This window comes from Pseudomonas sp. H3_E07, from assembly GCF_054668895.1.
This window is the reverse complement of the sequence record NZ_CP162795.1, coordinates 493,253-517,924: the sequence shown is the minus strand read 5'-3', so window position 1 is coordinate 517,924 and position 24,672 is coordinate 493,253. Positions and strand designations below refer to the sequence as shown.

Here is a 24,672-nt window from a genome sequence, read left to right as displayed (position 1 = left end):
TTGGATCGAGTTACACCCGATAAAGCCCGGTTGCCGGCTCCCGCTTCAGAGCGGCGTCAGCACATTCATCACCGTATCCAACGCCACCCGCGTGTCATCCAACTGCACCAGCGACGCATGCCGCGCGCCCAGCGCGTCGCGGTTCTGGATTGCGGTGAGAATCGCCTTGTGCCGGGGCAGGCTCAGGCCCTGGATGTCCGGGCGGCGGTTGGTGATGTTGATCGACTCGCGCAACGGCAGCGACAGCATATTGCACATGTAGGCCAGCAGGTCGTTGCGGGTGGCGTCGGCAATCGCGCGGTGGAAGTCCAGGTCGGCCTGAAGCAGCTGTTCGTGGGTCTGCGCGGTTTCCATGCCCAGGTAGGCTTGTTCGATGGTGGCGATGTCTTCATCGGTGGCGGTGGTCGCAGCCATGGCGGCGATTTCCGGTTCGAGGATGCGTCGCACGCCGGCCAACGTGTTGAAGAACTCACTGTGGGGCGTGGACTGCATCAACCAGGACAATACGTCCGGGTCGAGCAGGTGCCATTTCAACCGAGGCCGCACCACCGCGCCCACCCGTGGCTTGGAATACACCAGGCCCTTGGCGCTGAGCACCCGCGTAGCCTCACGCAACACCGAGCGGCTGACCTTGTACTCCTCGCAGAGCGTGGCCTCCATGGGCAGCCGTTCTTCAGGCTTGAAGCGACCGGAAACGATGTGCATGCCCAAGTCCTGAACGATCTGGGCATGCTGGCTCTTGCGCGGCTTGGACGGCTGGTGATCCATGACTACAGGGAGGCTCTGGCTTGAATTCGCCGCATCATAGCATCCCAATTAGTGGGAATGCCTTGGGACTTCCGCCCCGCGGCAACCCACCAGGAAGTCAAAGTCACAGCCCTGGTCGGCCTGCAGCACATGGTCGATGTACAGCTGGCGATAGCCGCCGACGATGAGTTTCTGCGGCGGCGCCAGGTCGGCCATGCGTGCCGCCAGCTCTGCGTCGGGGATGTCCAGGTGCAAGCGGCCGTTGGCGCAGTCCAGTTCGATCCAGTCACCTTCCTTGACCGTGGCCAGCGGCCCGCCGGCCGCAGCCTCTGGCGCCACGTGCAACACCACCGTGCCATATGCGGTGCCGCTCATGCGCGCATCGGAAATCCGCACCATGTCCGTCACGCCCTGGGCCAGCAGCTTGGCGGGCAGGCCCATGTTGCCGACTTCGGCCATGCCTGGGTAACCCTTGGGGCCACAGTTTTTCATGACCAGAATCGAGTTGGCATCCACGTCCAGTTCCGGGTCATTGATGCGCGCCTTGTACATGTCGAAGTTCTCGAACACCACCGCACGACCTCGGTGCTGCATCAGTGCCGGGCTGGCGGCGGACGGCTTGAGCACCGCACCGAGCGGCGCCAGGTTGCCGCGCAACACGCAGATGCCGCCATCGGCGCGAATCGGGTTGTCGAGGGTGCGGATCACTTCGTCCTGGCCGTAGATCGGCGAGTCCTGGGTGTTCTCGCCCAGGGACTTGCCGTTCACGGTCAGGGCATTCGGGTGCGGGATCAGGTTGGCTTCACCGAGGCGGCGCAGCACGGCGGGCAGGCCGCCGGCGTAGTAGAACTCTTCCATCAGGAAGCGGCCCGAGGGTTGCAGGTCGACAATGGTCGGCATGCCACGGCCGATGCGGGTCCAGTCATCCAGGTCAAGTTCGACGCCGATGCGCCCGGCGATGGCTTTGAGGTGGATCACCGCGTTGGTCGAACCGCCGATGGCCGCATTCACGCGGATCGCGTTTTCGAACGCCTCTTTGGTGAGGATCTTCGACAGCTTCAAGTCTTCGCGCACCATTTCGACCGCACGCATGCCCGACATATGCGCCAGCACATAGCGCCGTGCATCCACCGCCGGAATCGCCGCGTTGTGGGGCAGGGAAGTGCCCAACGCCTCGGCCATGCAGGCCATGGTCGACGCGGTGCCCATGGTGTTGCAGGTGCCTGCCGAGCGTGACATGCCGCCCTCGGCCGCGAGGAAATCATCCAGCGTAATCGTGCCAGCCTTGACCTGTTCACTGAGCTGCCAGACCACTGTGCCCGAGCCAATGTCCTGGCCCTTGTGCTTGCCGTTGAGCATCGGCCCGCCGGTGACGACGATGGCTGGCACGTCGCAACTGGCCGCGCCCATCAGCAGGGCGGGGGTGGTTTTGTCGCAGCCGGTCAATAGCACCACGCCGTCAATCGGGTTGCCACGGATTGCTTCCTCTACGTCCATGCTTGCCAGGTTGCGGGTAAGCATCGCGGTAGGGCGCAGGTTCGACTCGCCATTGGAGAACACCGGGAACTCCACCGGGAAGCCGCCGGCCTCGATCACGCCGCGTTTGACGTGCTCGGCAATCTGGCGGAAATGCGCGTTGCAGGGGGTCAGCTCTGACCAGGTATTGCAGATGCCGATGATTGGCTTGCCATGAAACTGATGGTCGGCAATGCCCTGATTCTTCATCCAGCTGCGGTACATGAAGCCGTTCTTGTCGGCGGTACCAAACCACTGGGCAGAGCGTAGGCCGGGCTTTTTATCAGGCATGATCGATTCTCTTATTGTATGACTATATGTTCTATGCGTGCTTAAACATAAGCGCAAAAACGCTGCTTTGGAAGAGTTGTTTTGCAAATAGTCATACTATATAGTCGGCTTCAACAGAGGTATGACCCTGGCGGATTTCCGCGAGAGGCGTCCCCCGAGCTTCTATAAAAACAACAATCGGAGATCGACCCCATGAGCCAGGAACTGCGGCTTATTCGGCGCATCACGCTGAAACTGATTCCCTTCCTGATCCTGCTGTACCTGATCGCCTACGTGGACCGCTCCGCTGTGGGCTTTGCCAAGCTGCACATGGGCGCCGACGTCGGCATCGGCGACGCCGCCTATGGCCTGGGTGCGGGGTTGTTCTTCATTGGCTACTTCCTGTTCGAGATCCCCAGCAACCTGATGCTCGACCGCTTTGGCGCACGGCGCTGGTTTGTGCGCATCATGATCACCTGGGGCGCTATCACCATCGGCATGGCCTTCGTGCAGGGGCCGCACAGCTTTTACGTGATGCGCTTTCTGCTCGGCGCGGCAGAGGCGGGGTTCTTTCCGGGTGTTCTCTACTACATCACCCAATGGTTTCCGGTGCGCCATCGCGGCAAGATCCTTGGGCTATTCATCCTGTCCCAGCCTATTGCGATGATGATTACCGGCCCGGTGTCCGGTGGTTTGCTGGGCATGGACGGCATGCTTGGTCTGCATGGCTGGCAGTGGCTGTTCATCGTGATCGGCACGCCGGCGATCCTGCTGACCTGGCCGGTGCTGCGCTACTTGCCGGACGGCCCCAAGCAGGTCACCTGGATGAGCGAGGACGAAAAGGCCTGGCTCACCGGAGAGCTCGCCAAAGACCTGCAAGCCTACGGCCAGACCCGCCACGGCAACCCGCTGCATGCCCTGAAAGACAAGCGGGTGTTGCTGCTGGCGCTGTTCTACCTGCCGGTGACCCTGAGCATCTATGGCCTGGGCCTGTGGTTGCCGACGCTGATCAAGCAATTCGGCGGCAGCGACCTCACCACCGGCTTCATCTCCGCCGTGCCGTATATCTTCGGCATCATCGGCTTGCTGATCATCCCGCGCAGTTCCGATCGGTTGAATGATCGCTACGGTCATCTTGCGGTGCTTTATGTGCTCGGTGCCATCGGCCTGTTCTTCAGTGCCTGGTTGAGCGTGCCGCTGCTGCAAATGGCGGCGCTGTGCCTGGCGGCGTTCGCGATGTTTTCCTGCACGGCGGTGTTCTGGACCTTGCCGGGGCGCTTTTTTGCCGGCGCCAGTGCGGCGGCGGGCATTGCGCTGATCAACTCGGTGGGCAACCTCGGTGGCTATATCGGCCCGTTCGTGATCGGTGCGCTCAAGGAATACACCGGCAACCTGGCGTCGGGCTTGTACTTTTTGTCCGGGGTGATGGTGTTCGGGTTGGTCTTGACCTTCGTGGTCTACCGCTTGCTGGAGCGCAAGCACGTGCTGCCTGCCGACCAATTCGCCGCCAGTGCCCGTGGCGCTACACGTACTTAATCTGGGAGAAGTTTCATGCGTTTAGTTCAGTTCGAGTTAAGCAACGGCGAACGCCGGGTCGGCGTGGTAGAGGGCGATAGCCTGCGTGAAGTGCAGACGGCACGCAGCGTGCGCGAATTGGCCCTGGCCGCCATCGAAGCCGGCGTCGGCCTGGCACAACAGGTCAATAACCTCGGCCTGGGCGACAGTCACGACTACGCCACGTTGCTGGCCGACCTGAAGATCCTGCCGCCGCTGGACCACCCGGACCCGGCGCATATGCTGATCAGCGGCACCGGCCTGACCCACCTGGGCAGCGCCTCTGCGCGGGACAAGATGCACCAGGCCGGAGACGACACCGCACTGACCGACACCATGCGCATCTTCAAGTGGGGCGTGGAGGGCGGCAAGCCCGCGGGCGGCCAGGCGGGCGTGCAGCCCGAGTGGTTCTACAAGGGCGACGGCAGCATCGTCGTGCGCCCCGGCGCAGCTTTCCCGGTACCGCCGTTTGCCGAGGATGCCGGTGAAGAGCCGGAGATCGGTGGCCTCTACGTCATCGGCCCGGACAGCAAGCCCTATCGTGTCGGGTTCGCGGTGGGCAATGAATTCTCCGACCACGTCATGGAGCGCAAGAACTACCTGTATCTGGCCCATTCCAAGCTGCGCAGTTGCAGTTATGGCCCGGAGTTGCGCGTGGGTGAGTTGCCCCAGCACCTGGCGGGCACCAGCCGTATCGTGCGTAACGGTGAGGAAATCTGGCGGAACGAATTCCTCAGCGGCGAGGCCAATATGTGCCACAGCCTGGAGAACCTCGAATACCACCACTTCAAATACCGCCAGTTCCTCAAGCCTGGCGACGTACACATCCACTTTTTCGGCACCGCCACGCTGTCGTTCGCGGACGGTATCCGTACCCAGCCGGGCGATGTGTTCGAAATCAGCCAGGCCGAGTTCGGTGCGCCGCTGGTCAACCGTGTTGGCAGCAGTGATGCGGCTTTCGAACCCGGCAACGTCATTACCCTTTAAGGAGAAAAACATGACCTCGTTCCTCGGCCACAACTACATCGGCGGTCAGCGTAGCGCCAACGGCAGCGTCACCTTGCAAAGCGTCGACGCCACCAGCGGTGAAGCCTTGCCGCAGCATTTCTACCAGGCTACGCCCCAGGAAGTCGACGCCGCCGCCAAGGCTGCCGCGCAGGCTTATCCTGCCTACCGCGCGTTGAGTGCGGCACGCCGCGCGCAGTTCCTGGACGCAGTGGCCGATGAGCTGGACGCGCTGGGTGATGAATTTGTCGAGCTGGTCTGTCGCGAAACCGCGTTGCCGGCCGCGCGTATCAAGGGCGAGCGTGGGCGTACCAGCGGCCAGATGCGTCTGTTCGCCACCGTGTTGCGTCGGGGTGATTTCTACGGCGCGCGCATCGACAAAGCGCTGCCTGACCGCCAACCCATGCCGCGCCCGGATTTGCGTCAATATCGCATTGGCCTGGGACCGGTGGCCGTGTTTGGCGCCAGCAACTTTCCCCTGGCCTTCTCTACGGCGGGCGGCGACACCGCCGCCGCGCTGGCGGCAGGCTGTCCGGTGGTGTTCAAAGCCCACAGCGGGCATATGGCGACGGCAGAACGCGTCGCCGATGCGATCATCCGCGCGGCCGAAGCCACCGAGATGCCGGCGGGTGTGTTCAATATGATCTTCGGCGGCGGTGTCGGTGAAGCACTGGTCAAGCATCCGGCCATCCAGGCGGTCGGCTTTACCGGCTCGCTCAAGGGCGGCCGTGCATTGTGCGACATGGCGGCAGCGCGCCCGCAACCGATCCCGGTGTTTGCCGAGATGTCGAGTATCAACCCCGTGATTGTGCTGCCCCAGGCGTTAAAAGCACGGGCCGAAAGCGTCGCGCGTGACCTGACGGCATCGGTCGTCCAGGGCTGCGGCCAGTTCTGCACCAACCCTGGTCTGGTGATCGGTGTCGCATCGCCTGAATTCACCGCGTTCACCCAACAAGTCGCCCAATTGATCGGCGACCAACCGGCACAGACCATGCTCAACGCCGGCACCCTGAGCAGCTACGGCAAAGGACTGGAGAAACTCCTGGCTCATCCGGGTATCCAGCACCTGGCGGGCAGCCGACAGGCCGGTAACCAAGCGCAACCGCAGTTGTTCAAGGCCGATGTACGCCTATTGATCGACGGCGATGAAGTGCTGCAGGAAGAAGTCTTCGGCCCCACCACGGTGTTCGTCGAAGTCGCCGACCAGGTCCAACTCAGCGCCGCGTTGCACGGCCTGCACGGCCAGCTCACAGCAACGATCATTGGCGAGCCGGCCGACCTGCAACAGTTCGCCGAACTCACTCCCCTGCTGGAGCAGAAGGTCGGCCGCATCCTGCTCAACGGTTACCCGACCGGTGTGGAGGTCTGCGATTCGATGGTGCACGGTGGGCCGTACCCGGCGACGTCGGACGCCCGTGGCACTTCGGTCGGCACCTTGGCCATCGACCGTTTCCTGCGCCCCGTGTGCTTCCAGAATTACCCTGATAGCCTGCTGCCCGACGCGTTGAAAAACGCCAACCCGTTGCGTATCCAGCGGCTGGTGGATGGCACGCCATCTCGCGACCCGCTGTAACGCACACCTGAGAACAATAAAAATTCAGGAGGCATCATGTCGTGTATCGCCGTTACCCCGCACCGTGCGCAATTGGGCGAGGGGCCGTTCTGGGACGCGCCGACCCAGGCGCTGTACTGGGTCAATATCGCCGGCAAACAGGCGCTGCGCCTGATGGGCGGGCAATTGCAAGTGTGGCAGTTGCCCGAGCATGTCTCGGCGTTCATCCCGTGTGAAAGCGGCGATGCCTTGGTGACCCTGAGCAGTGGCGTCTATCGCCTCGACCTGGCCACTGAAGCCCTGACGCTGCTGTGCGTAGCGGACCCGCAACCGGGTAACCGCGGCAACGAAGCGCGCTGCGATGCCAGCGGCCGCCTGTGGCTGGGCACCATGCAGAACAACATTGGCGAGCAGGGTGAAGACCTGCCCATCACCCGACGTTCCGGTGGCCTGTTTCGCATAGATGCAGATGCGCAGGTCACGCCGTTACTCAGCGGCCTGGGCATTCCCAACACCTTGCTGTGGAGTGATGACGGCCGCCACGTGCATTTCGGCGACAGCCTGGACGGCACGCTGTACCGGCACGCTATCCAACCCGACGGCCAACTCGACCCAGCGCAGACCTGGTTCGGCCCACACGAGCGCGGCGGGCCGGACGGCTCGGCCATGGACGTTGACGGCTACATCTGGAACGCCCGCTGGGACGGCAGTTGCCTGCTGCGCCTCACGCCCGACGGCGAAGTGGACCGCATCGTCGAACTGCCCGTCAGCCGTCCCACCAGTTGCGTATTGGGTGGCCCGAACCTCACCACCCTGTACATCACCAGCGCCGCCAGTCCCTTGGATCACCCCTTGGACGGTGCGGTGTTGGCCATGGAAGTTGATGTCCCTGGAAAACCTTGTCATCGCTTTGCTGGATAAAACCCAAGACTTAAAACAACAACAAGGAGTCACCCGTATGAATCGTCGTCGTGGTTTGCGTTCCCTGTGCTGCGCCGCTGTGGCGGTCTCGGCCATGAGTTTGAGCGGGCTGCTGCTGGCCGCTGAGGAAGTGAAAATCGGTTTCCTGGTCAAACAGGCCGAGGAGCCGTGGTTCCAGACCGAATGGGCCTTTGCCGAGAAAGCCGGCAAGGAACATGGCTTCACCGTGATCAAGATCGCCGTGCCCGACGGCGAGAAAACCCTCTCGGCCATCGACAGCCTGGCTGCCAACGGCGCCAAGGGTTTTGTGATCTGCCCGCCGGACGTTTCCCTCGGCCCGGCCATCGTCGCCAAGGCCAAGGCCAACGGCTTGAAAGTCATCGCGGTGGACGACCGATTCGTGGATGCCAAGGGCAACTTCATGGAGGACGTGCCGTATCTGGGCATGGCGGCCTTCGAAGTCGGCCAGAAGCAGGGCGCCGCCATGGCCGCCGAAGCGAAAAAACGCGGCTGGGACTGGAAGGACACCTATGCGGTGATCAACACCTTCAACGAGCTCGACACGGGTAAAAAACGCACCGATGGTTCGGTCAAATCCCTGGAGGAAGCGGGTATTCCCAAGGATCACATCCTGTTTACTGCCGCCAAAACCCTGGATGTCCCAGGCAGCATGGACGCCACCAATTCGGCCCTGGTGAAACTGCCCAGTGGCGCGAAAAACCTGATCATCGGCGGCATGAACGACAACACCGTGCTGGGCGGCGTGCGCGCCACCGAAAGCGCCGGCTTCAAGGCGGCCAACGTGATCGGCATCGGCATCAATGGCACCGACGCCATCGGCGAACTGAAAAAGCCAAGCAGTGGTTTCTTCGGCTCGATGCTGCCTAGCCCCCATATCGAGGGCTATAACACCGCGCTGATGATGTACGAGTGGGTCACCAAAGGCACCGAGCCTGCCAAATACACCGCCATGGATGAGGTGACCTTGATCACCCGTGAGAACTTCCAGGCCGAACTGACCAAGATCGGGCTGTGGCAATGACCGCTGCTGCCTTGCGATTTGACGGCATTGGCAAAACCTTCCCCGGGGTCAAGGCGCTGGATGGCATCAGCTTCAGCGCCCACCCTGGGCAGGTGCACGCGCTGATGGGCGAGAACGGCGCGGGCAAGTCGACGCTGCTGAAGATCCTCGGCGGCGCCTACATTCCCAACAGCGGCACGCTGCACATCGGCGAGCAGGTCATGGCCTTCAAAAGCGCCGCCGACAGCATTGCCAGCGGTGTGGCGGTGATCCATCAGGAACTGCATCTGGTGCCGGAAATGAGCGTGGCCGAGAACCTGTTCCTCGGGCATTTACCGTCGCGTTTCGGCGTGGTCAACCGGGGGCTCCTGCGCAAGCAGGCCCTCGCTTGCCTCAAGGGCCTGGCGGATGAAATCGATCCGGCCGAGAAACTCGGGCGTCTGTCCCTGGGCCAGCGCCAACTGGTGGAAATCGCCAAGGCGCTGTCCCGTGGCGCCCATGTAATCGCCTTCGACGAGCCCACCAGCAGCCTCTCCGCGCGCGAAATCGACCGCTTGATGGCGATCATCGCGCGTCTGCGCGATGAGGGCAAAGTGGTGCTCTACGTGTCGCACCGCATGGAAGAAGTATTCCGCATCTGCAACGCGGTCACGGTGTTCAAGGACGGTCGCTACGTGCGCACGTTCGAGGACATGAGCGCGCTGACCCATGACCAGTTGGTGACGTGCATGGTCGGTCGCGATATCCAGGACATCTACGACTACCGTCCGCGTGAGCACGGCGAAGTGGCGCTCAAGGTCGACGGCCTGCTGGGCCCCGGTCTGCGTGAGCCGGTCAGTTTCAACGTGCGCAAGGGCGAGATTCTTGGCCTGTTCGGGCTGGTAGGCGCAGGGCGGACGGAGTTGTTCCGCCTGCTCAGCGGCCTGGAACGTGCCAGCGCCGGGCAACTGGAGCTCTGCGGCGAGCCCTTTCACTTGCAGTCACCACGGGACGCCATCGCCGCCGGCGTGCTGCTGTGCCCGGAAGACCGTAAGAAGGAGGGCATCATTCCGCTGTCCAGTGTCGCCGAGAACATCAATATCAGCGCACGCGGTGCCCATTCCACGTTCGGCTGGTTGCTGCGTGAAGGCTGGGAGAAGGGCAACGCCGATCAGCAGATCAACGCCATGAAGGTCAAGACACCCAACGCGGCGCAAAAAATCATGTACCTCTCCGGCGGCAACCAGCAGAAGGCCATTCTCGGCCGCTGGCTGTCGATGCCGATGAAGGTGCTGCTGCTGGACGAACCCACCCGCGGCATCGATATCGGCGCCAAGGCCGAGATCTACCAGATCATCCATAACCTGGCTGCCCAAGGCATTGCGGTGATCGTGGTGTCCAGCGACTTGATGGAGGTGATGGGCATCGCCGATCGCATCCTGGTGCTGTGCGAAGGCGCGCTGCGCGGCGAACAAACCCGTGAGCACGCGACTGAATCCAACCTGCTGCAACTGGCCTTGCCGCGCAGCGTGGCGAACTGAGAGACGACTATGACCACTCAACACAACGTGCTGCCCACCGCGCGCAAGCCGCTTGACCTGCGCGCCTTGCTGGACAACTGGGCGATGCTGCTGGCCGCCGTGAGCATCTTTTTGCTGTGCGCCTTGCTGATCGACAACTTCCTCTCACCCCTGAATATGCGCGGCCTGGGTCTGGCGATTTCCACCGTGGGCATCGCCGCCTGCACCATGCTGTTTTGCCTGGCGTCGGGGCACTTTGACCTGTCCGTAGGCTCGGTGATCGCCTGCGCCGGCGTGGTGGCGGCGATTGTGATGCGCGACACCGACAGCGTCATGCTCGGCATTGGCGCTGCGCTGCTGATGGGCCTGATGGTAGGGCTGATCAACGGCATCGTCATCGCCAAGCTGCGGGTCAATGCGCTGATCACCACCTTGGCGACCATGCAGATCGTGCGTGGCCTGGCCTACATTTTTGCCAACGGCAAGGCGGTGGGGGTGTCCCAGGATCAATTCTTTGTCTTCGGCAATGGCCAACTGATGGGCGTGCCGGTGCCGATCCTGATCACTATCCTGTGCTTTCTGTTCTTCGGCTGGCTGCTCAACTACACCACTTACGGGCGCAACACCATGGCCATCGGCGGCAATCCGGAAGCCGCGTTGCTGGCGGGCGTGAATGTGGACCGCACCAAGATCCTGATCTTTGCCGTGCATGGGGTGATCGGGGCGTTGGCCGGAGTGATATTGGCGTCGCGCATGACTTCCGGCCAGCCGATGATTGGCCAGGGTTTCGAGCTGACGGTGATTTCGGCGTGCGTATTGGGCGGGGTGTCGCTGAGCGGCGGGGTTGGGATGATCCGCCACGTGATCGCCGGTGTGTTGATTTTGGCGATCATTGAGAATGCGATGAACCTGAAGAACATCGACACCTTTTATCAGTACGTGATCCGCGGCTCGATCCTGCTCCTGGCCGTCGTCATCGACCGCATGAAGCAACGCTGAGTCATGCCCTGTGAAGACTAAATGTGGGAGCGGGCAAGCCCGCTCCCTAAGGTTTAATCGGCGGAGAATTTGAAGACGGTGTTTTGGGTGTAAGTCTGCCCTGGGTTCAGGCGGGTCGAGGCAAACTTGGGTTGGTTGGGCGCATCTGGAAAATGCTGGGTCTCCAGCGTGAACCCGCTCCAGTGCAGGTAGGTCTTCCCAGCCTTGCCCTTCACCGACCCATCCAGGAAGTTGCTGGTGTAGAACTGCACCCCAGGCTCCGTGGTAAACAGCTGCAAACGCCGTCCGGACTCAGGATCATGCACCTCGGCCGCAAGCTGTTTCACATCACCTTTGGTATCCAGCGCCCAGTTGAAGTCGAACCCACCCTGTTTCGGCTCGGCGAATTTGAGCTGCGGGTGATCGTCCTTGATGTGCTGGCCGATCGGCGTGGGCTTGAGGAAGTCCATCGGCGTGCCTTTGACAGGTGCCAGTTCGCCGGTAGGGATCAAGGTGGCATTCACCGGCGTGTAATGACTGGCATGCAAGGTAGCGACTTGCTTGAGGATGTCGCCATTGCCCGCACCGGCGAGGTTGAAGTAGCTGTGGTTGGTGAGGTTGAGCACCGTGGGTTTGTCGGTGGTGGCGGTGTAATCGATGTGCAGTTCGTTGTTGTCGTTGAGGCGGTAGGTGACCTCGGTCTTCAGGTTGCCGGGGAAGCCCATTTCACCGTCCTTGGACAGGTAGGTGAGGGTCACGCCCACGGAGTCCTTGGCCTTGACGGGCGTGGCTTTCCATACGTGCTTGTCGAAGCCCTGGGCGCCGCCATGCAGCGAGTTGGGGCCATCGTTGAGCGGAACCTGGTAACGCTTGCCGTCGAGCTCGAAGGCACCGCCCGCGAGGCGATTGCCGAAGCGCCCGATGGTCGCGCCGAAAAACGCCGTACCGCTTTGATAGCCCTGCACGTCGTCGAAGCCCAGCACCACGTCCTCGACCTTGCCGTGCTTGTCCGGCACCTTCAGCGACTGCAACACGCCGCCGTAGGTAATCACCGTGGCTTGCATGCCATGGCTGTTGCGCAACACGTACTGTTCGACGGCGGTGCCGTCGTTGGTTTTACCGAAAGGTTTGTGCTCGCTGGTAAGGCCTGCAGCCTGGGCGCCGCCACTGGCGACCAGCATGGACAGGGCGAGGCCGGAGAGCAGGTAACGAGGGTGCTTCATGGTCGAACTTCCTTTTGTTGTTTTGGGTGGAATAGTTCTACTAATGTGCGATATTTTGTCGGTTTGACAGCGAATTTATAGCCTTTAACGCCGTTTTTGCAAAATAAAATAAGACTAATTAAGCGAGGCACCTCTATATGAACACTCAGCATGCGGTTTACCCCGACCTTGAAGGCAAGACTGTCCTGATCTCCGGTGGCGCCTCGGGTATTGGCGAATTCATGGTGCGCGCCTTCGCCGCCCAAGGTTCCAAGGTCGGCTTTGTCGACCGCGCCCAAAGTCAGGGCGAGCGCCTGGCGGCGCTATTGAGTTCGCGCGGGCACACCGTTGAGTTCGTGAATTGCGACATCACCGATGAGATCGCCTACAAGGCTGCCATTGGGCGCTTCGAACACTCCCTGGGACCGATCTCCGTGCTGGTGAACAACGCCGCCAATGACGCGCGCCACACCTTGGAGGAAGTCGACTCGGAGATGTTCGACCGGCTCATCGCCGTCAACCTCAAGCACGCTTTCTTCGCCGCCAAGGCCGTGGTGCCAATGATGAAAAGCGCGGGCGGCGGGGCGATCATCAACCTCGGCTCCGTCGGCTGGATGATGGCCTCCGCTGGCTACCCGGTGTACGCCGCCAGCAAAGCCGCCGCCCACGGCATGACCCGTGCGCTGGCTCGTGAACTGGGACCGAGCCGCATCCGCGTGAATACGCTGGTGCCGGGTTGGGTGATGACGGAAAAACAACTGGCGATGTGGGTCGACGATGCCGCCAAGGAACTGATCAGCCGCAGTCAATGTTTGCCGGGCAGCGTGCTGCCGGAACACATCGCCAACATGGCGTTGTTCCTTGCCTCTGATGCATCGGCGATGTGTTCGGCGCAGAACTTTATCGTGGATGGTGGGTGGGTCTGAGTCGGCCCCGTTCGACTCACGGTGGCAGAGAGCTTATGGGGGAGCGGGCTTGCCCGCGAAGGCAGAGCGTCAGTCGGCACATGTACCAACTGGACACACCGTTTTCGCGGGCAAGCCCGCTCCCACACACCGCTCTGCATCGTTTATTCGATAGGGTAACGCTTGAACGCCGGGTGCTGCTCCAGCCGCTCGGCATGGCGCTTGAGGTTGGGAAACGCATCTGCCTTCACAACCGACGCCACGGTGAACTGGCTGAACGACCAGGCCACCGCCGCCGTAATCGAGGCCTGGGTCAGCGCCTCGCTCTCAGGCAGGTGCTTTTCCAGCAGCGAGTAGGCCGCGAGCAATTGCCCGCTGACGCGATCCAGCCAGGGCGCATGTTGCTTCTCGGCTGGACGCAGGTTGTGTTCGTAGACGATTTGCACGCTTTTCTCACAGGCCGCCAGGGCCAGCCCGAGTGTTTGCAGGTCCTGGGCGCGTGCGTTGGGTTGCTGCGCGAGCAGCTTTTTATCCAGCGGGGCCAGGGCTTCCAGGTAGTCCAGGATCAGGCTGGAGTCCATCAACACCGTGCCATCGTCCAGCACCAGGGTAGGCGCCTTCACCACCGGGTTGATCTGGGCGAACTCGTTGAAGGTGCGGAATACGGACAGCGGTTCATGCACAAAATCCATCCCGTACACGTCCAGGGAAATCGCCACGCGGCGTACGTAAGGCGAGTCCAGCATGCCGATCAGTTTCATGAAGCCTCCATTGCTAACAAGGTGATGGCTCAAGAGAGTAAGGGCTCAGGATCGGCGTGCGCAATGGCCCCCCATCATTGCTGATAGGCGACCGCCAGTTGTCTTCACAGGATGGGTCATGATGTCTGCGCGGCGGTCGTTCATGCCGGGCTCCGCAGGTTCTGGCGGCTGGCGCCAGGTGGCTGGCCGGTAATGCGCTTGAACGCGCGGCTGAATGCCGCCTGGGAGGTATAACCCAGGCGCAGCGCGACTTCTTCGATAGGCAACCGCTCCAGGGTTAGCCATTGGCTGGCCAGGCGCATGCGCAACTCCGTCACGTAGCGCAGTGGCGGGATCCCCAGGGTGGCCTGGAAGCGCTCGGCAAACACCGACCGGGAGGTATGACAATGCGCAGCCAATTCCGCCACGCTCCAATCGCGTCCAGGTTGCTGGTGCAAAGCGAGCAGGGCACCGGCCAATCGCGTGTCGCGCAACGCCGCCACCAGTCCCGATGCGTTACCGCAGGCACATTCCACCCAGCCTCGCACGATCATGGCGGCGACCACGTCGGCCAGGCGCGCGAGGATGCCGGAGTAGCCGATGCGCGCAGCGGATACTTCACGTTCCATCACCGCCAGGATCGGCATCAGGCCGGGATAACGCTGGCCCTGGGCATCGATCAGCATCAAGGCCGGCATCAGGCTGCCGAGTCCCTGGATACTGCCAAGTTCGAACGCCATGCAGGCGCTGAACAGCAAGGTACTGGGCGGCGTGTCGGGCGAGGCATCCACGGCGCACACGGTATCGCCCAGGGAGGTCGCGTCAAAGCCGTTGATGTCCTGCACCGGCCGATCCGCCGTGGATGACAGCGCATGGGCGCCGCCATGGGAGATGAACACGGCATTACCCGCCGACAACTCGAACAGGCTGCCGTCGTCGGTACGCAAGGTCGCCGTCCCGGCGGCAAGGAAGTGAAAGTAGGCATGTCCGGGTTTGGCCTCAAAGCCCATGCCGAAGCTCGGCCCGGCCTGGATACGCCGGTATTGCACCCCACTCAGGCGCATGCCGCGCAGCAGCTCGTCGATGAGGCCGGAGGACAGGTTGAACGGGGCCGCTGGGGTCATGGTCGGGGTTTCAGTCAAAAACTCAAGGGTTTGCATCATAGATCATCCGGATTGACCTACCTAGACTGGCCGTCGCGCTAATTTCCCGAGGATGTCGTGTGATGAATGATTGTGTAGCTCAAGCCTCTGTCCGTTCGCAGGCAGAGCCCGCCACCCCAGCCTGGATGGCGGTGTTTTCCCTGGCCATGGGGGTGTTCGGGTTGTTGACGGCGGAATACCTGCCAGCCAGCCTGTTGACGCCAATGGCGGTGGACCTTGGGGTGTCCGAGGCGCTGGCCGGCCAGGCCGTGACGGTGACGGCAGTGGTGGCGTTGTTCGCCGGGCTGCTGGTACCCGGCCTCACGCGTGGTATCGACCGGCGCGTGGTGCTGCTGGGGTTCTCCCTGCTGATGATTGCCTCGAACCTGTTGGTGGCGTTCTCTTCCAGCCTGGCGGTGCTTTTGTTGATGCGCATTTTGCTGGGTGTCGCCCTGGGCGGTTTCTGGAGCATGGCGGCGGCGGTGGCGATGCGCCTGGTGCCGGCCGCGCTGCTGCCCCGTGCGCTGTCGATCATCTTCAGTGGCATTGCGGTAGGCACGGTGGTTGCCGTGCCACTGGGCAGCTACCTCGGTGGTATGTACGGCTGGCGCAGTGCGTTTGTGGCCGCAGCGGCCGTCGGTGGGGTGACGCTGGCATTCCAGCTGTTCACGCTGCCACGCCTGGCCCCGACGGGCACCGCACGCCTGCGCACGGTGCTGGACGTGCTGTTGCGCCCGGGCATCGCCATCGGCATGTTTGGCTGTGTGCTGGTACACACCGGGCACTTCGCGCTGTTCACCTACATCCGGCCTTTTCTGGAAAGCACCACGGGGGTGGGCACCGAAGGGTTGGCCTTGATGCTGCTGGGGTTCGGTGCAGCCAACTTTGTTGGCACGCTGCTGGCCGGTTGGATGCTGGTACGTTATCCACTCGGCACGTTGGTGCTGATGCCGGTATTGGTGGGCCTCGCGGCACTTGCCCTGGTGTTGCTGCCAGCCTCGCTGCCAGGCCAGGCATTGCTGCTGGCGTTGTGGGGCATGGCCTTTGGCGGGGTGCCGGTGGCGTGGTCGAACTGGGTGGCCCGCGCCGTGCCGGATCAAGCGGAAAGTGCCGGTGGCATGGTGGTGGCGTCCGTGCAATCGGCCATTGCGGCGGGTGCGGCCGGTGGGGGCGTGATGTTCAGTCTCAGCGGCATCGGCGGGGTGTTTCTCGGTGCCGGTGTGTTGATGGTGCTGGCCGCCTTGTTGATTGCGCTGCGGGTAAGCGTGCCGCGCAGTGGAGCCCTGGGCGTGCCGTTGCATCTTTGAAGCGGTCTTGGGATCAGTGTGTGACGCGCCATCAACCTTTGGTTTAGTCTGGAGCGCTTCGCTGATCGCTAACGCCTCTGGAGCAGTAAGCATGACCGATTACGTACCCCCAAAAGTGTGGACCTGGGACACCGAGAATGGCGGCACCTTCGCCAGCATCAACCGACCGATTGCCGGCGCGACCCATGACAAGGAACTGCCGGTAGGCAAGCACCCACTGCAGCTGTATTCCCTGGCCACGCCTAACGGTCAGAAGGTCACGATCCTGCTGGAGGAGCTGCTGGCGCTGGGTCACAGCGGTGCGGAATACGATGCCTGGCTGATCAAGATCGGCGACGGCGACCAGTTCGGCAGCGGCTTTGTCGGAGTCAACCCCAACTCGAAGATCCCGGCGCTGCTGGACCGCAGCGGCGCCACGCCGATCCGTGTATTTGAGTCGGGCGCGATCCTGCAGTACCTGGCCGAGAAATTCGGTGCGTTCTTCCCCACCGAACCTGCGGCCCGTGCCGAATGCTTGTCGTGGCTGTTCTGGCAGATGGGCAGCGCGCCGTACCTGGGCGGTGGTTTCGGGCATTTTTATGCCTATGCGCCGAGCAAGATGGAGTACGCGATCAACCGCTTTGCCATGGAAACCAAGCGACAGCTCGACGTACTCGACCAGCGCCTGGCAGTGAGCGAATACATCGCGGGCGATGAATACACCATCGCCGATATCGCGATCTGGCCGTGGTATGGCGGGTTGGTCAAAGGTCGCTTGTATGGCGCGGCGGAGTTTTTGGCGGTGCATGAGTACAAGCATGTGCTGCGCTGGGCGGATGCGATTGAAGCGCGACCGGCGGTGCAGCGGGGGCGGCGGGTGAATCGGGTGTCCGGGGAGCCTGCCGAGCAGTTGGCCGAGCGCCATTCTGCAAGCGACCTGGATTAAAACTGTGGGAGCGGGCTTGCTCGCGAATGCGGTGTGTCAGTCAACCAATTCATTGGCTGATCCATCACATTCGGGAGCAAGCCCGCTCACGCATTGTGTACTCAGAGCTATTTGTAGCGCTGCTCGAACACTGCCACCTGTTCAGGCTTGATCAGTTCGAACGGCACCCACACCTCCGGCTCAATCGCCTCAGCCTTGATCATCCGCACCGCCGCCTGCACTGCCTGGGTCGCCTGGGCCTTCGGGTCCTGGAACACCGACGCCGTCAGCAAGCCCCGCTTGATCGCCGCCAGCCCGTCGGGCAAGCCATCGATACCCACAATCGCCACATCGCCCTTGGCTTTACCCGCTTGCTGCAACGCCATGGCGGCACCTATCGCCATTTCATCGTTATTGGCCACGATGGCATCGAACTGCGTACCCGCCAGCAGCCAGTTACTGGTCAGGTCCATGCCTTTGCTGCGTTGCCAGTCGGCGCTTTGCTGCTCGACCACCTTGATACCGGGAAAGTCCTTGAGCACCTGTTTGGCGCCCTCGGTGCGGTCATGGGTGGCGTTTTGTGCAAGGTCGCCCATGATGATCGCGACATTGCCCTTGCCAGCGAGTTTTTCCGCCAGGTAGCGCATTTGCAGTTGCCCGGCCTCGATGTCGTTGGAGGCCACGGTAACCACGCCTTTGGGCAGGGTGCGCTCGTCCGGGTGACGGTTGACGTACACCAGTGGCGTCTTGGCTGCCACGGCGGCGCGGGTCATGTTGGCGGTGGCGGCGGTGTCCACCGGCAGTACGATCACCGCGTCGACCTTCTGGTTGAGGAAACCTTCAACCTGATTGAGCTGACGCACCACATCGCCCTGGGCGTCTTCGAATTGGATCTGCACGTTCTGCTGCCTGGCAGCGGCTTCCAGGCCGGTGCGCACGTAGGTCATGAAGTTATCGTCGACCCGAGCAATGCTCACGCCGATACGATAGGCGGCGAAGCTCCATTGGCTGAATAACAGCAACAGCGTGGCAGCAAACAATGAATAGCGATTCATAAAGGTGATCCTTTTATTGTTATAGGGTGAATGCCTGGCGGAAACGCTCCAGGGCCAACTCGCTGTCGCCGCTGGCCCAGCCCTCCAGGGCGACCACGCCGCTGTAGCCCATGGCGTGCAGGGCCCTGGCAATGGCAGGGTAGTGAATTTCACCGGTGCCGGGCTCCTGGCGTCCCGGCACGTCGGCCACCTGGATTTCACCGATGGCGCTGCCGGCGCGCTGGATCAGCTCGATCAGGTTTCCTTCGCCGATCTGCGCGTGGTACAGGTCCAGGTTCATCTTCAAGTGGGGGCTGCCCACGGCCTCGATCAGCGCCAGGGTATCGTCGGCGCGGGCGAAGGGCGTACCGGGGTGGTCGACGTCGGTGTTGAGGTTTTCCAGCAGGAACACACGGCCGGCGTCTTCCCCCAGGCGGGCGATTTTTTCCAGGGTTTTGCAGGCGCTCAGCCACATGCGGCCGGTGGTCTGGCTCACGGGTTGAACGGGCAGGCCGCCGTCACCCAGGCCGGTGCCGTGCAGGTTGAGGCTGGGGCAGTTCAAGTGTTCGGCGACGCTCAAAGACTCACGGGCGCTGTCGAGCAATTGGCGGATGCCGTCGGGGTCGGTGAGGGTGCCGCTGATATAGCCCGTCATGGAGGTGAAATCGACGCCGGTGGCGGCCAGGGCGGCGATGTCCTTATTGGTCCAGTTCCAGATTTCCGCGCTGAACCCTAGCGCGTGAATACGCTTTACGCGCTCGATGAAGGGCAGGTCGAGAAACACCATCTCGGCACTGATCGCCAGTTTGAATGGGCTCATATGGCCACCGCCTTGCCGGTTTCGAACGACTCGATGCAGGCACGGGCAATCGCCAGGGCCGCCCGCGCATCCTCTCCGCTTGCCATCGGCTTGGCGCCGCTGCGCAGGCAGTCGACAAAGTGGTTGAGCTCGGCGATGTAAGCGTCGCGCAACAGGTCGGTGTCCAGGCGCTGGGTGTCGGCCTGAATGCCTTGGGCCAGGTAGCGCATCAGGTCGGAATCGTTGAGGCTGCCCATGCTCAGCATGCCGGCGCTGCCGAACACTTCGCCGCGTACGTCGTAGCCATACACGGCCTGGAAATTGGCCTCGGCGGTGGCGATGGCGCCGTTGTCGAAGCGGATCGCAACCACGGCGGTGTCGAGGAAGCCTTTGCTTTTGTATTCCGGGGCAATCAGTGCGTCCGCCATCACGTAGACCTGCACAGCCTCGGCGCCGGGGTTGAGGTAGCGCAGGGTATCGAAGTCGTGGATCAGGGTTTCGAGAAAGATCACCCATTGCGGCGAATTGGCCGGGTTGTTCAGCGCCGGGTCGCGGGTCAGCGAGCGCAGCAACTGCGGAGTCCCGATGCGGCCGGCGGCGACGTCGAGGTGCGCGGTGCGAAAGCTCTTGGCGAAACGCCGGTTGAAGCCGACCTGCATCGGCACCCGCGCATCGGCGGCGGCAGCGATGGCGCGATCGGCTTCATCGAGGGTGATGGCCATGGGCTTTTCGCAAAAGATGCCCTTGCCGGCGCGGGCGGCGCTGATCACCAGCTCGGCGTGGCTGCGGGCAGGGGCGGCGATGAGTACGCCGTCGATATCCGGGTCGTCGAGTAACTGCTGCGGGTCGGTATAGACCTTGCTCACGCCTAATTCAGCGGCAAGGCGAGCGGCCTGGCCAGGCGTCGGGTCGGCAATTGCCGCCAGGCTGGCACCGGGGATATGCCGAGCTGCGGTCAAGCCGTGGAAACTGCCCATGCGTCCGGCACCGATCAAACCCAGGCAAATGTTGTGTGTGCTCATGAAATAACCCCTTGTTGTTATTGGCCCCAGGACGGTCCTGATGGGCAAATGCACATGAGCAAGGGATATGCCAATTCATAACTCATTGATAAAAAAGGGTTAATGGTTATGTGAAAACAAAAAGTGTTCATTCTGATGACATGTCTATACTGACATGTCAAAAACGTGAACATGGAAACGGCCCTCATGAGCATGGCGTTCAGCGTGCAAGACCTTGACTACCTGACGGCCCTGGGGCCTGCCGCGTTGAATGATGGCCCGGTTCCCGCGCTTGAGCAGGCATGGCACGACTGCCTGGCCGGCCAGGTCGAGCGCCCGGCGCACGTGCGCCAAGTGATCTGGGCGTCGTGGCGGCGCAGTGTCGAGGCGGGTATTGACCCGGCAGACAACGCGTACCGCTTCGTCGCCGCGGACACCCTGGCCGCCACCCAGGCCGACCACCGCGTGCTGATCGCCGCCGCCGCGCAAGTCATGCACGGTTTGCTGGCCTACAACCCGCGCGGTCATATCAACCTCACCGACGCCGATGGCACCACCTTGTATTTCTGCGGGCTGGACATCACCCCCGTGGGCAGTCGCCTGCTGGAATCGGTGCAAGGCACCAACTGCACCGGCCTGGCGCTGGCCGAGGATCACTTGGTGTACGTGCTGGCCGAGGAGAATTTCGGCATCGGCCTGCGCCAGCGCCGCATGCACTGCGCCGCCGCACCGATCAAGAATACCCAAGGCCAGACCGTGGCCATGCTGACCCTCACCGCTGAACCCGGCTGGTTTCACTTCCATACCCTCGGCACGGTGCAGGCCGCAGCCGAAGCCGTATCGCGGCAGATGGCGCTGCATGGTTTGTTGGAAGAACAGCAAACCGTCCTCGAAGTGCTCAACGAAGGCCTGGTGGTGCTGGATGAGCGAGGGTGTATCAAGGCGCTCAACCGCTATGCGCGGCAACTGTTCGGGGTGGGGCTGGAGCTGATCGGTCGGCCGTTCCAGCAACTGGGCCGTAGCGAATTAAGCGACTCGATGGGTGAGGCCGTTCGCGACCGCGACTGCACCTTCCACCTGCACAACCGCAGTCAACTCGCCTGCCTGGTCTCGGTGTGCCCGCTGGAGCAGGGCGGGGTGATCGTGTCACTGCGAGAGAACCGCCGCATCCGCGAAATCACCCGGCGCATTATCGGCACCCAGGCCAGCTACACCTTCGACACCATTCAGGGCAGCTCGCGGGCGATCCAGGACGCGCTGCACCTGGGGCGCATCGCCAGCCGCAGTGATTCTACCACCCTGATCCTTGGCGAAAGCGGCACCGGCAAGGAGCTGTTCGCCCAGGCCATCCACAATGGCAGCGACCGCTGCAACGGCCCGTTCGTGGCGGTCAACTGCGGCGCGATTCCACGAGACCTGGTGCAAAGCGAGCTGTTTGGCCACGTCGAAGGTGCGTTCACCGGCTCGGCCCGTGGCGGCTCGGCGGGCAAGTTCGAACTGGCGGATGGCGGCACCATCTTTCTCGATGAGATTGGCGACATGTCCTTCGATGCCCAGGTCAGCCTGCTGCGGGTGTTGCAGGAAGGTGAAATCACTCGGGTGGGCGCGAAAAATTCGCGGCAAGTGGACGTGCGCATCATCGCCGCCACCCACCGCAACCTCAGCCAGGCGGTTGCGCAGGGCGCGTTTCGCGAAGACCTCTACTACCGCCTGAACGTGCTGAACCTGACCGTGCCGCCGCTGCGCATGCGCCGCGAAGACATTCCACTGCTGGCGCGGCACTTCCTGGCCCGCTGCGCACGCTCGCTGCGTAAATCGGTGCAGGGCTTTTCGCCGGAGGCGATGGCATTGCTGTCGGCCTATGGCTGGCCGGGCAATGTGCGCGAGTTGGAAAACAGCATCGAACGGGCGACCAACCTGGCGATGGGGGCGCTGATCGAACCGGTGGATCTGCCGCTGGAAAACCGCCAACGCGCCCCGCTGCGCGCCTACGAACCGCAAGCCGCCCAGGACCTCAGCAGCCACGAAAGGCACGCCATCGTCGCCGCACTCACAAACACTGGCGGCAACATCCGCCTGGCTGCGCGACAACTGAACGTGTCGCGGGGTGGGCTGTACAACAAGATGAGTCGGTTTGGGCTGAATGCCGCAGATTTCCGCAGCCCCTTGTAGGCGCTGTGTGTCAGTGACCCATGTTTTCCGACGTCACGATCTGCGGCGGGATATACACCCGCTGCTGTACCGGATCGAACGCCTCAGTGCTCTGCAACTGCACCATCAACTGCACCAGCGCTATTGCTGTCTGCCCCGGCTGCGAATCCATCACCACATCAATCAACCCCTGGCGCAGTGCGTGGCGTGACAGCTCGGTCGACTCCTGCAAGATGCAACACAACGCCGGCCGCTTGGGCAACTGTGCCAGGGCGCTGATGATGCCGTCACCGCCGCCGCCCACCACGCATAACCCGCGCAGGTCGCTGTGGCGGCTGAGCAGGTCGAGGGTGGCTTCTTCGGTGATATCGCAGTTGTCGAGGTTGATCAGCGGCTCCAACGGCTTGAGCCCCGGCGCGTGCTCGGCCAGGTAGCTGTGCAGGCCTTCGACCCGCGCCTGGTGGCCGAGAAAACGATGGCCGCCGAGCAGAATCCCCACGCTGCCTTTGCGCGCGCCACAGGTGCGCGCGAGCAGCCAGCCCATGGTGCGGCCGACCACATGGTTGTCCTGGCCTACATAGGGTTCTTCGGCCTGTTCGTGAATGTCCGATAGCAGGGCAACCACCGGCACGCCGGCTTCGCGAATCTGCTTGAGGCAGGCGTTGATCAGCGGGTGGGCAAAGCTGACCACCGCGAGGCCATCGCACTGCACGGCCAGCTGTTCGATTTGCGCAACGATGGCGGCGGGCGTGCGATCAACGATGTAGTCGAACTGGCACGTCAGGTTGGCGCCCGCATGCTGCTCGGCGGCGGCGCTGATCGCGTGCGCCAGGCTGGCATAGAACGCCTGGGCGGTAGCCAGTAACAGGATGCCGAAGCGATAGGTTGGCCGGCGTTCGCGGATACGCTGGCCGATCAACCGCGCCGCGAAATACCCCACGGCTTCGGCCGCCTGGAACACCTGCTCGGCGGTTTCAGGATTGACCGGCGCGCGTGCATTCAACACGCGGTCAACGGTGGCCACACTGAGCCCGGCATGGGCGGCAACGGTGGCGATGGTTGGGCGTTTTTTGTTGTTCATGACAGGCCCCTTGAGCGTCTTGATAGAAAACTATCAAGCCCCGCTGGGCCTGGATGATAGCTTGATAGGGAATGGATTCAAGGCCTTGAGGGTGAATTACCCGTTCTCTATGGTGGGTTTCACACAGCACCAGAAACCACCCGCTTGTGGAGAACAATAACAATGCCTGAACACACCGCTCCTATCTCGCGTCGCGACTACAGCCTCACCGGCCCCGAAGCCGCCCGCGCCTTTGATAAAGGCCTGGTCTCGGCCAGTTGGTACCAATCCCCCATCTCACGTAAGCGCATGAAAGAACTGATGCAGCGCCGCGACGGCCCGGCCCTGCTCGACACCGCTATTTGGGTGAGCGCGCTGTTTGCCACCGGTTTTGGTGGCTACTGGTTCTGGGGCACCTGGGCCTGTGTGCCGTTCTTCCTCGCCTACGGCGTGCTGTACGGTACCGCGTCCAACCCGCGCTGGCATGAAACCGGTCACGGCACCGCGTTCAAGACCCGCTGGATGAACGACGTGCTGTATCAGGTCGCCAGCTTCATGTGCATTTTCGAACCCCATGTGTGGCGCTGGAGCCATGCCCGCCATCACACCGACACCATCGTGGTTGGCCGCGACCCGGAGATCGTCGAACCGCGCCCGCCGAGCTTCTTGATGATGTTCTTGAGCCTGTTCAACCTGCCCCTGGCCTGGAAGACGTTCAGTGGCGTAGCGCGCCATGCCATTGGCAAGATGAGTGCCCAGGAGGCGGACTTCATTCCCGAATCCGAATGGCCCAAAGTGTTTCGTGCGGCGCGCATCTGGGTCGGTATTTATGCCGTGGTGATCGGCACCGCGTTGTACCTGCACAGCTGGCTGCCGCTGATGCTGGTTGGCCTGCCCAGCCTCTACGGCGCCTGGCTAGGTTACCTGTTCGGCCTCACCCAGCATGTCGGCTTGGCCGAAGACGTGCTGGACCACCGCAGCAACTGCCGCACCATCTACATGAACCGCGTGCTGCGTTTTATCTACATGGACATGAACTACCACCTCGAACACCACATGTACCCGATGGTGCCGTACCACGCGCTCGCGCAATTGCACGAAGAAATCCGCAGCGACTGCCCGCCGCCTTACGCCAACCTGTTCGAGGCGTACAAGGAAATCTTGCCGACGATCTGGAAGCAGCGCAGCGACCCGACCTACTTCATCCAGCGCCCACTGGCACACAACCCCCGTGGCGAGGGAGCTTGCTCGCGCTGGGCTGCGCAGCAGCCCCAATAAACCCAGCGCTTATTTTCAGACAAACCTGAACGCTCGATCGTGGGGCCGCTTCGCAGCCCAGCGCGAGCTCGCTCACTACAAGGTAAA

21 protein-coding genes are annotated in these 24,672 nt (G+C 62.5%); 12 read left to right on the top strand and 9 right to left on the bottom strand.

All coding sequences use genetic code 11. The features are described 5' to 3' along the window. Nucleotides 1-45 precede the first annotated feature (45 nt). A complete protein-coding gene (locus tag AB4O08_RS02180; RefSeq protein ID WP_010211221.1) occupies nt 46-768 on the bottom strand; it encodes a FadR/GntR family transcriptional regulator in 723 nt (240 codons plus the stop codon). A gap of 48 nt (nt 769-816) precedes the next feature. Next, complete coding sequence (locus tag AB4O08_RS02175) at nt 817-2,553, bottom strand: IlvD/Edd family dehydratase (protein ID WP_010211220.1); 1,737 nt, start codon at nt 2,551-2,553, stop codon at nt 817-819. A gap of 192 nt (nt 2,554-2,745) precedes the next feature. Between AB4O08_RS02175 and AB4O08_RS02170 the strand changes: the two genes are divergently transcribed. The 7 genes from AB4O08_RS02170 to araH are packed head-to-tail and all read left to right on the top strand — an operon-like array spanning nt 2,746 to nt 11,083. After that, nucleotides 2,746-4,068 carry an MFS transporter gene (locus tag AB4O08_RS02170; protein WP_460114675.1) on the top strand — a complete coding sequence of 441 codons (1,323 nt, stop codon included), beginning with the start codon at nt 2,746-2,748 and terminating at the stop codon, nt 4,066-4,068. A gap of 15 nt (nt 4,069-4,083) precedes the next feature. Beyond that, on the top strand, nt 4,084-5,073 hold the full coding sequence (gene araD1 / locus AB4O08_RS02165; RefSeq protein ID WP_042571519.1) for an AraD1 family protein: 990 nt from the start codon (nt 4,084-4,086) through the stop codon (nt 5,071-5,073). 10 nt (nt 5,074-5,083) lie between these two features. Further along, entirely contained in the window at nt 5,084-6,664 is a 1,581-nt protein-coding gene (locus tag AB4O08_RS02160) for an aldehyde dehydrogenase (NADP(+)) (protein WP_042571520.1), read from the top strand. A gap of 36 nt (nt 6,665-6,700) precedes the next feature. After that, nucleotides 6,701-7,564, top strand: a complete 864-nt coding sequence (locus AB4O08_RS02155; RefSeq protein WP_010211216.1) for an SMP-30/gluconolactonase/LRE family protein — start codon at nt 6,701-6,703, stop codon at nt 7,562-7,564. 37 nt (nt 7,565-7,601) lie between these two features. Further along, on the top strand, nt 7,602-8,606 hold the full coding sequence (locus AB4O08_RS02150; protein ID WP_010211214.1) for a substrate-binding domain-containing protein: 1,005 nt from the start codon (nt 7,602-7,604) through the stop codon (nt 8,604-8,606). Then, nucleotides 8,603-10,105: an L-arabinose ABC transporter ATP-binding protein AraG gene (gene araG / locus AB4O08_RS02145; protein WP_460114674.1), complete on the top strand. Its 1,503-nt coding sequence runs from the start codon at nt 8,603-8,605 to the stop codon at nt 10,103-10,105. Before AB4O08_RS02150 ends, araG begins: the two co-directional genes overlap by 4 nt. A gap of 9 nt (nt 10,106-10,114) precedes the next feature. Continuing rightward, entirely contained in the window at nt 10,115-11,083 is a 969-nt protein-coding gene (gene araH, locus AB4O08_RS02140) for an L-arabinose ABC transporter permease AraH (RefSeq protein ID WP_010211211.1), read from the top strand. Between the two features lie 53 nt (nt 11,084-11,136). Here the strand turns inward: araH and AB4O08_RS02135 are convergent, their stop codons facing one another. Then, the gene (locus AB4O08_RS02135) at nt 11,137-12,285 is read right to left on the bottom strand and encodes an aldose epimerase family protein (protein WP_010211209.1); all 1,149 of its coding nucleotides are present in this window, start codon (nt 12,283-12,285) and stop codon (nt 11,137-11,139) included. 137 nt (nt 12,286-12,422) lie between these two features. Between AB4O08_RS02135 and AB4O08_RS02130 the strand changes: the two genes are divergently transcribed. Beyond that, the gene (locus AB4O08_RS02130; protein WP_021493338.1) at nt 12,423-13,190 is read left to right on the top strand and encodes an SDR family NAD(P)-dependent oxidoreductase; all 768 of its coding nucleotides are present in this window, start codon (nt 12,423-12,425) and stop codon (nt 13,188-13,190) included. Between the two features lie 143 nt (nt 13,191-13,333). Here AB4O08_RS02130 and AB4O08_RS02125 read toward each other — a convergent pair whose 3' ends face one another. Together AB4O08_RS02125 and AB4O08_RS02120 are read right to left on the bottom strand one after the other, a co-directional pair. Next, on the bottom strand, nt 13,334-13,930 hold the full coding sequence (locus AB4O08_RS02125; protein WP_021493337.1) for a glutathione S-transferase: 597 nt from the start codon (nt 13,928-13,930) through the stop codon (nt 13,334-13,336). Nucleotides 13,931-14,070: 140 nt separating this feature from the next. After that, nucleotides 14,071-15,069 carry an AraC family transcriptional regulator gene (locus tag AB4O08_RS02120; RefSeq protein ID WP_010211206.1) on the bottom strand — a complete coding sequence of 333 codons (999 nt, stop codon included), beginning with the start codon at nt 15,067-15,069 and terminating at the stop codon, nt 14,071-14,073. Nucleotides 15,070-15,134: 65 nt separating this feature from the next. On the opposite strand from AB4O08_RS02120, the gene AB4O08_RS02115 reads away from it, so the two are divergent. Then, nucleotides 15,135-16,358, top strand: a complete 1,224-nt coding sequence (locus tag AB4O08_RS02115) for an MFS transporter (protein ID WP_029529179.1) — start codon at nt 15,135-15,137, stop codon at nt 16,356-16,358. Nucleotides 16,359-16,449: 91 nt separating this feature from the next. Continuing rightward, nucleotides 16,450-17,283: a glutathione-dependent disulfide-bond oxidoreductase gene (gene yghU / locus AB4O08_RS02110; protein ID WP_010211203.1), complete on the top strand. Its 834-nt coding sequence runs from the start codon at nt 16,450-16,452 to the stop codon at nt 17,281-17,283. A gap of 107 nt (nt 17,284-17,390) precedes the next feature. On the opposite strand, the gene AB4O08_RS02105 is transcribed toward yghU, so the two are convergent. From AB4O08_RS02105 to AB4O08_RS02095, 3 genes are read right to left on the bottom strand one after another with little or no spacing between them, the layout of a single operon-like run. Then, on the bottom strand, nt 17,391-18,317 hold the full coding sequence (locus AB4O08_RS02105; protein ID WP_460114673.1) for a sugar ABC transporter substrate-binding protein: 927 nt from the start codon (nt 18,315-18,317) through the stop codon (nt 17,391-17,393). Between the two features lie 19 nt (nt 18,318-18,336). Next, nucleotides 18,337-19,116: a TIM barrel protein gene (locus AB4O08_RS02100; RefSeq protein WP_047542720.1), complete on the bottom strand. Its 780-nt coding sequence runs from the start codon at nt 19,114-19,116 to the stop codon at nt 18,337-18,339. Then, nucleotides 19,113-20,117 carry a Gfo/Idh/MocA family oxidoreductase gene (locus tag AB4O08_RS02095; protein ID WP_460114672.1) on the bottom strand — a complete coding sequence of 335 codons (1,005 nt, stop codon included), beginning with the start codon at nt 20,115-20,117 and terminating at the stop codon, nt 19,113-19,115. Before AB4O08_RS02095 ends, AB4O08_RS02100 begins: the two co-directional genes overlap by 4 nt. 186 nt (nt 20,118-20,303) lie before the next feature. Here AB4O08_RS02095 and AB4O08_RS02090 point away from each other — a divergent pair, with 186 nt between their 5' ends. Beyond that, the gene (locus tag AB4O08_RS02090; protein WP_010211199.1) at nt 20,304-22,268 is read left to right on the top strand and encodes a sigma-54 interaction domain-containing protein; all 1,965 of its coding nucleotides are present in this window, start codon (nt 20,304-20,306) and stop codon (nt 22,266-22,268) included. A 10-nt stretch (nt 22,269-22,278) separates the two neighbouring features. On the opposite strand, the gene AB4O08_RS02085 is transcribed toward AB4O08_RS02090, so the two are convergent. Beyond that, nucleotides 22,279-23,328 (bottom strand): LacI family DNA-binding transcriptional regulator, encoded by a 1,050-nt coding sequence (locus AB4O08_RS02085; protein WP_010211198.1) that lies wholly within the window; start codon nt 23,326-23,328, stop codon nt 22,279-22,281. 162 nt (nt 23,329-23,490) lie between these two features. Here AB4O08_RS02085 and AB4O08_RS02080 point away from each other — a divergent pair, with 162 nt between their 5' ends. Next, nucleotides 23,491-24,585 (top strand): fatty acid desaturase family protein, encoded by a 1,095-nt coding sequence (locus tag AB4O08_RS02080; protein WP_010211197.1) that lies wholly within the window; start codon nt 23,491-23,493, stop codon nt 24,583-24,585. Nucleotides 24,586-24,672: the final 87 nt, after the last annotated feature.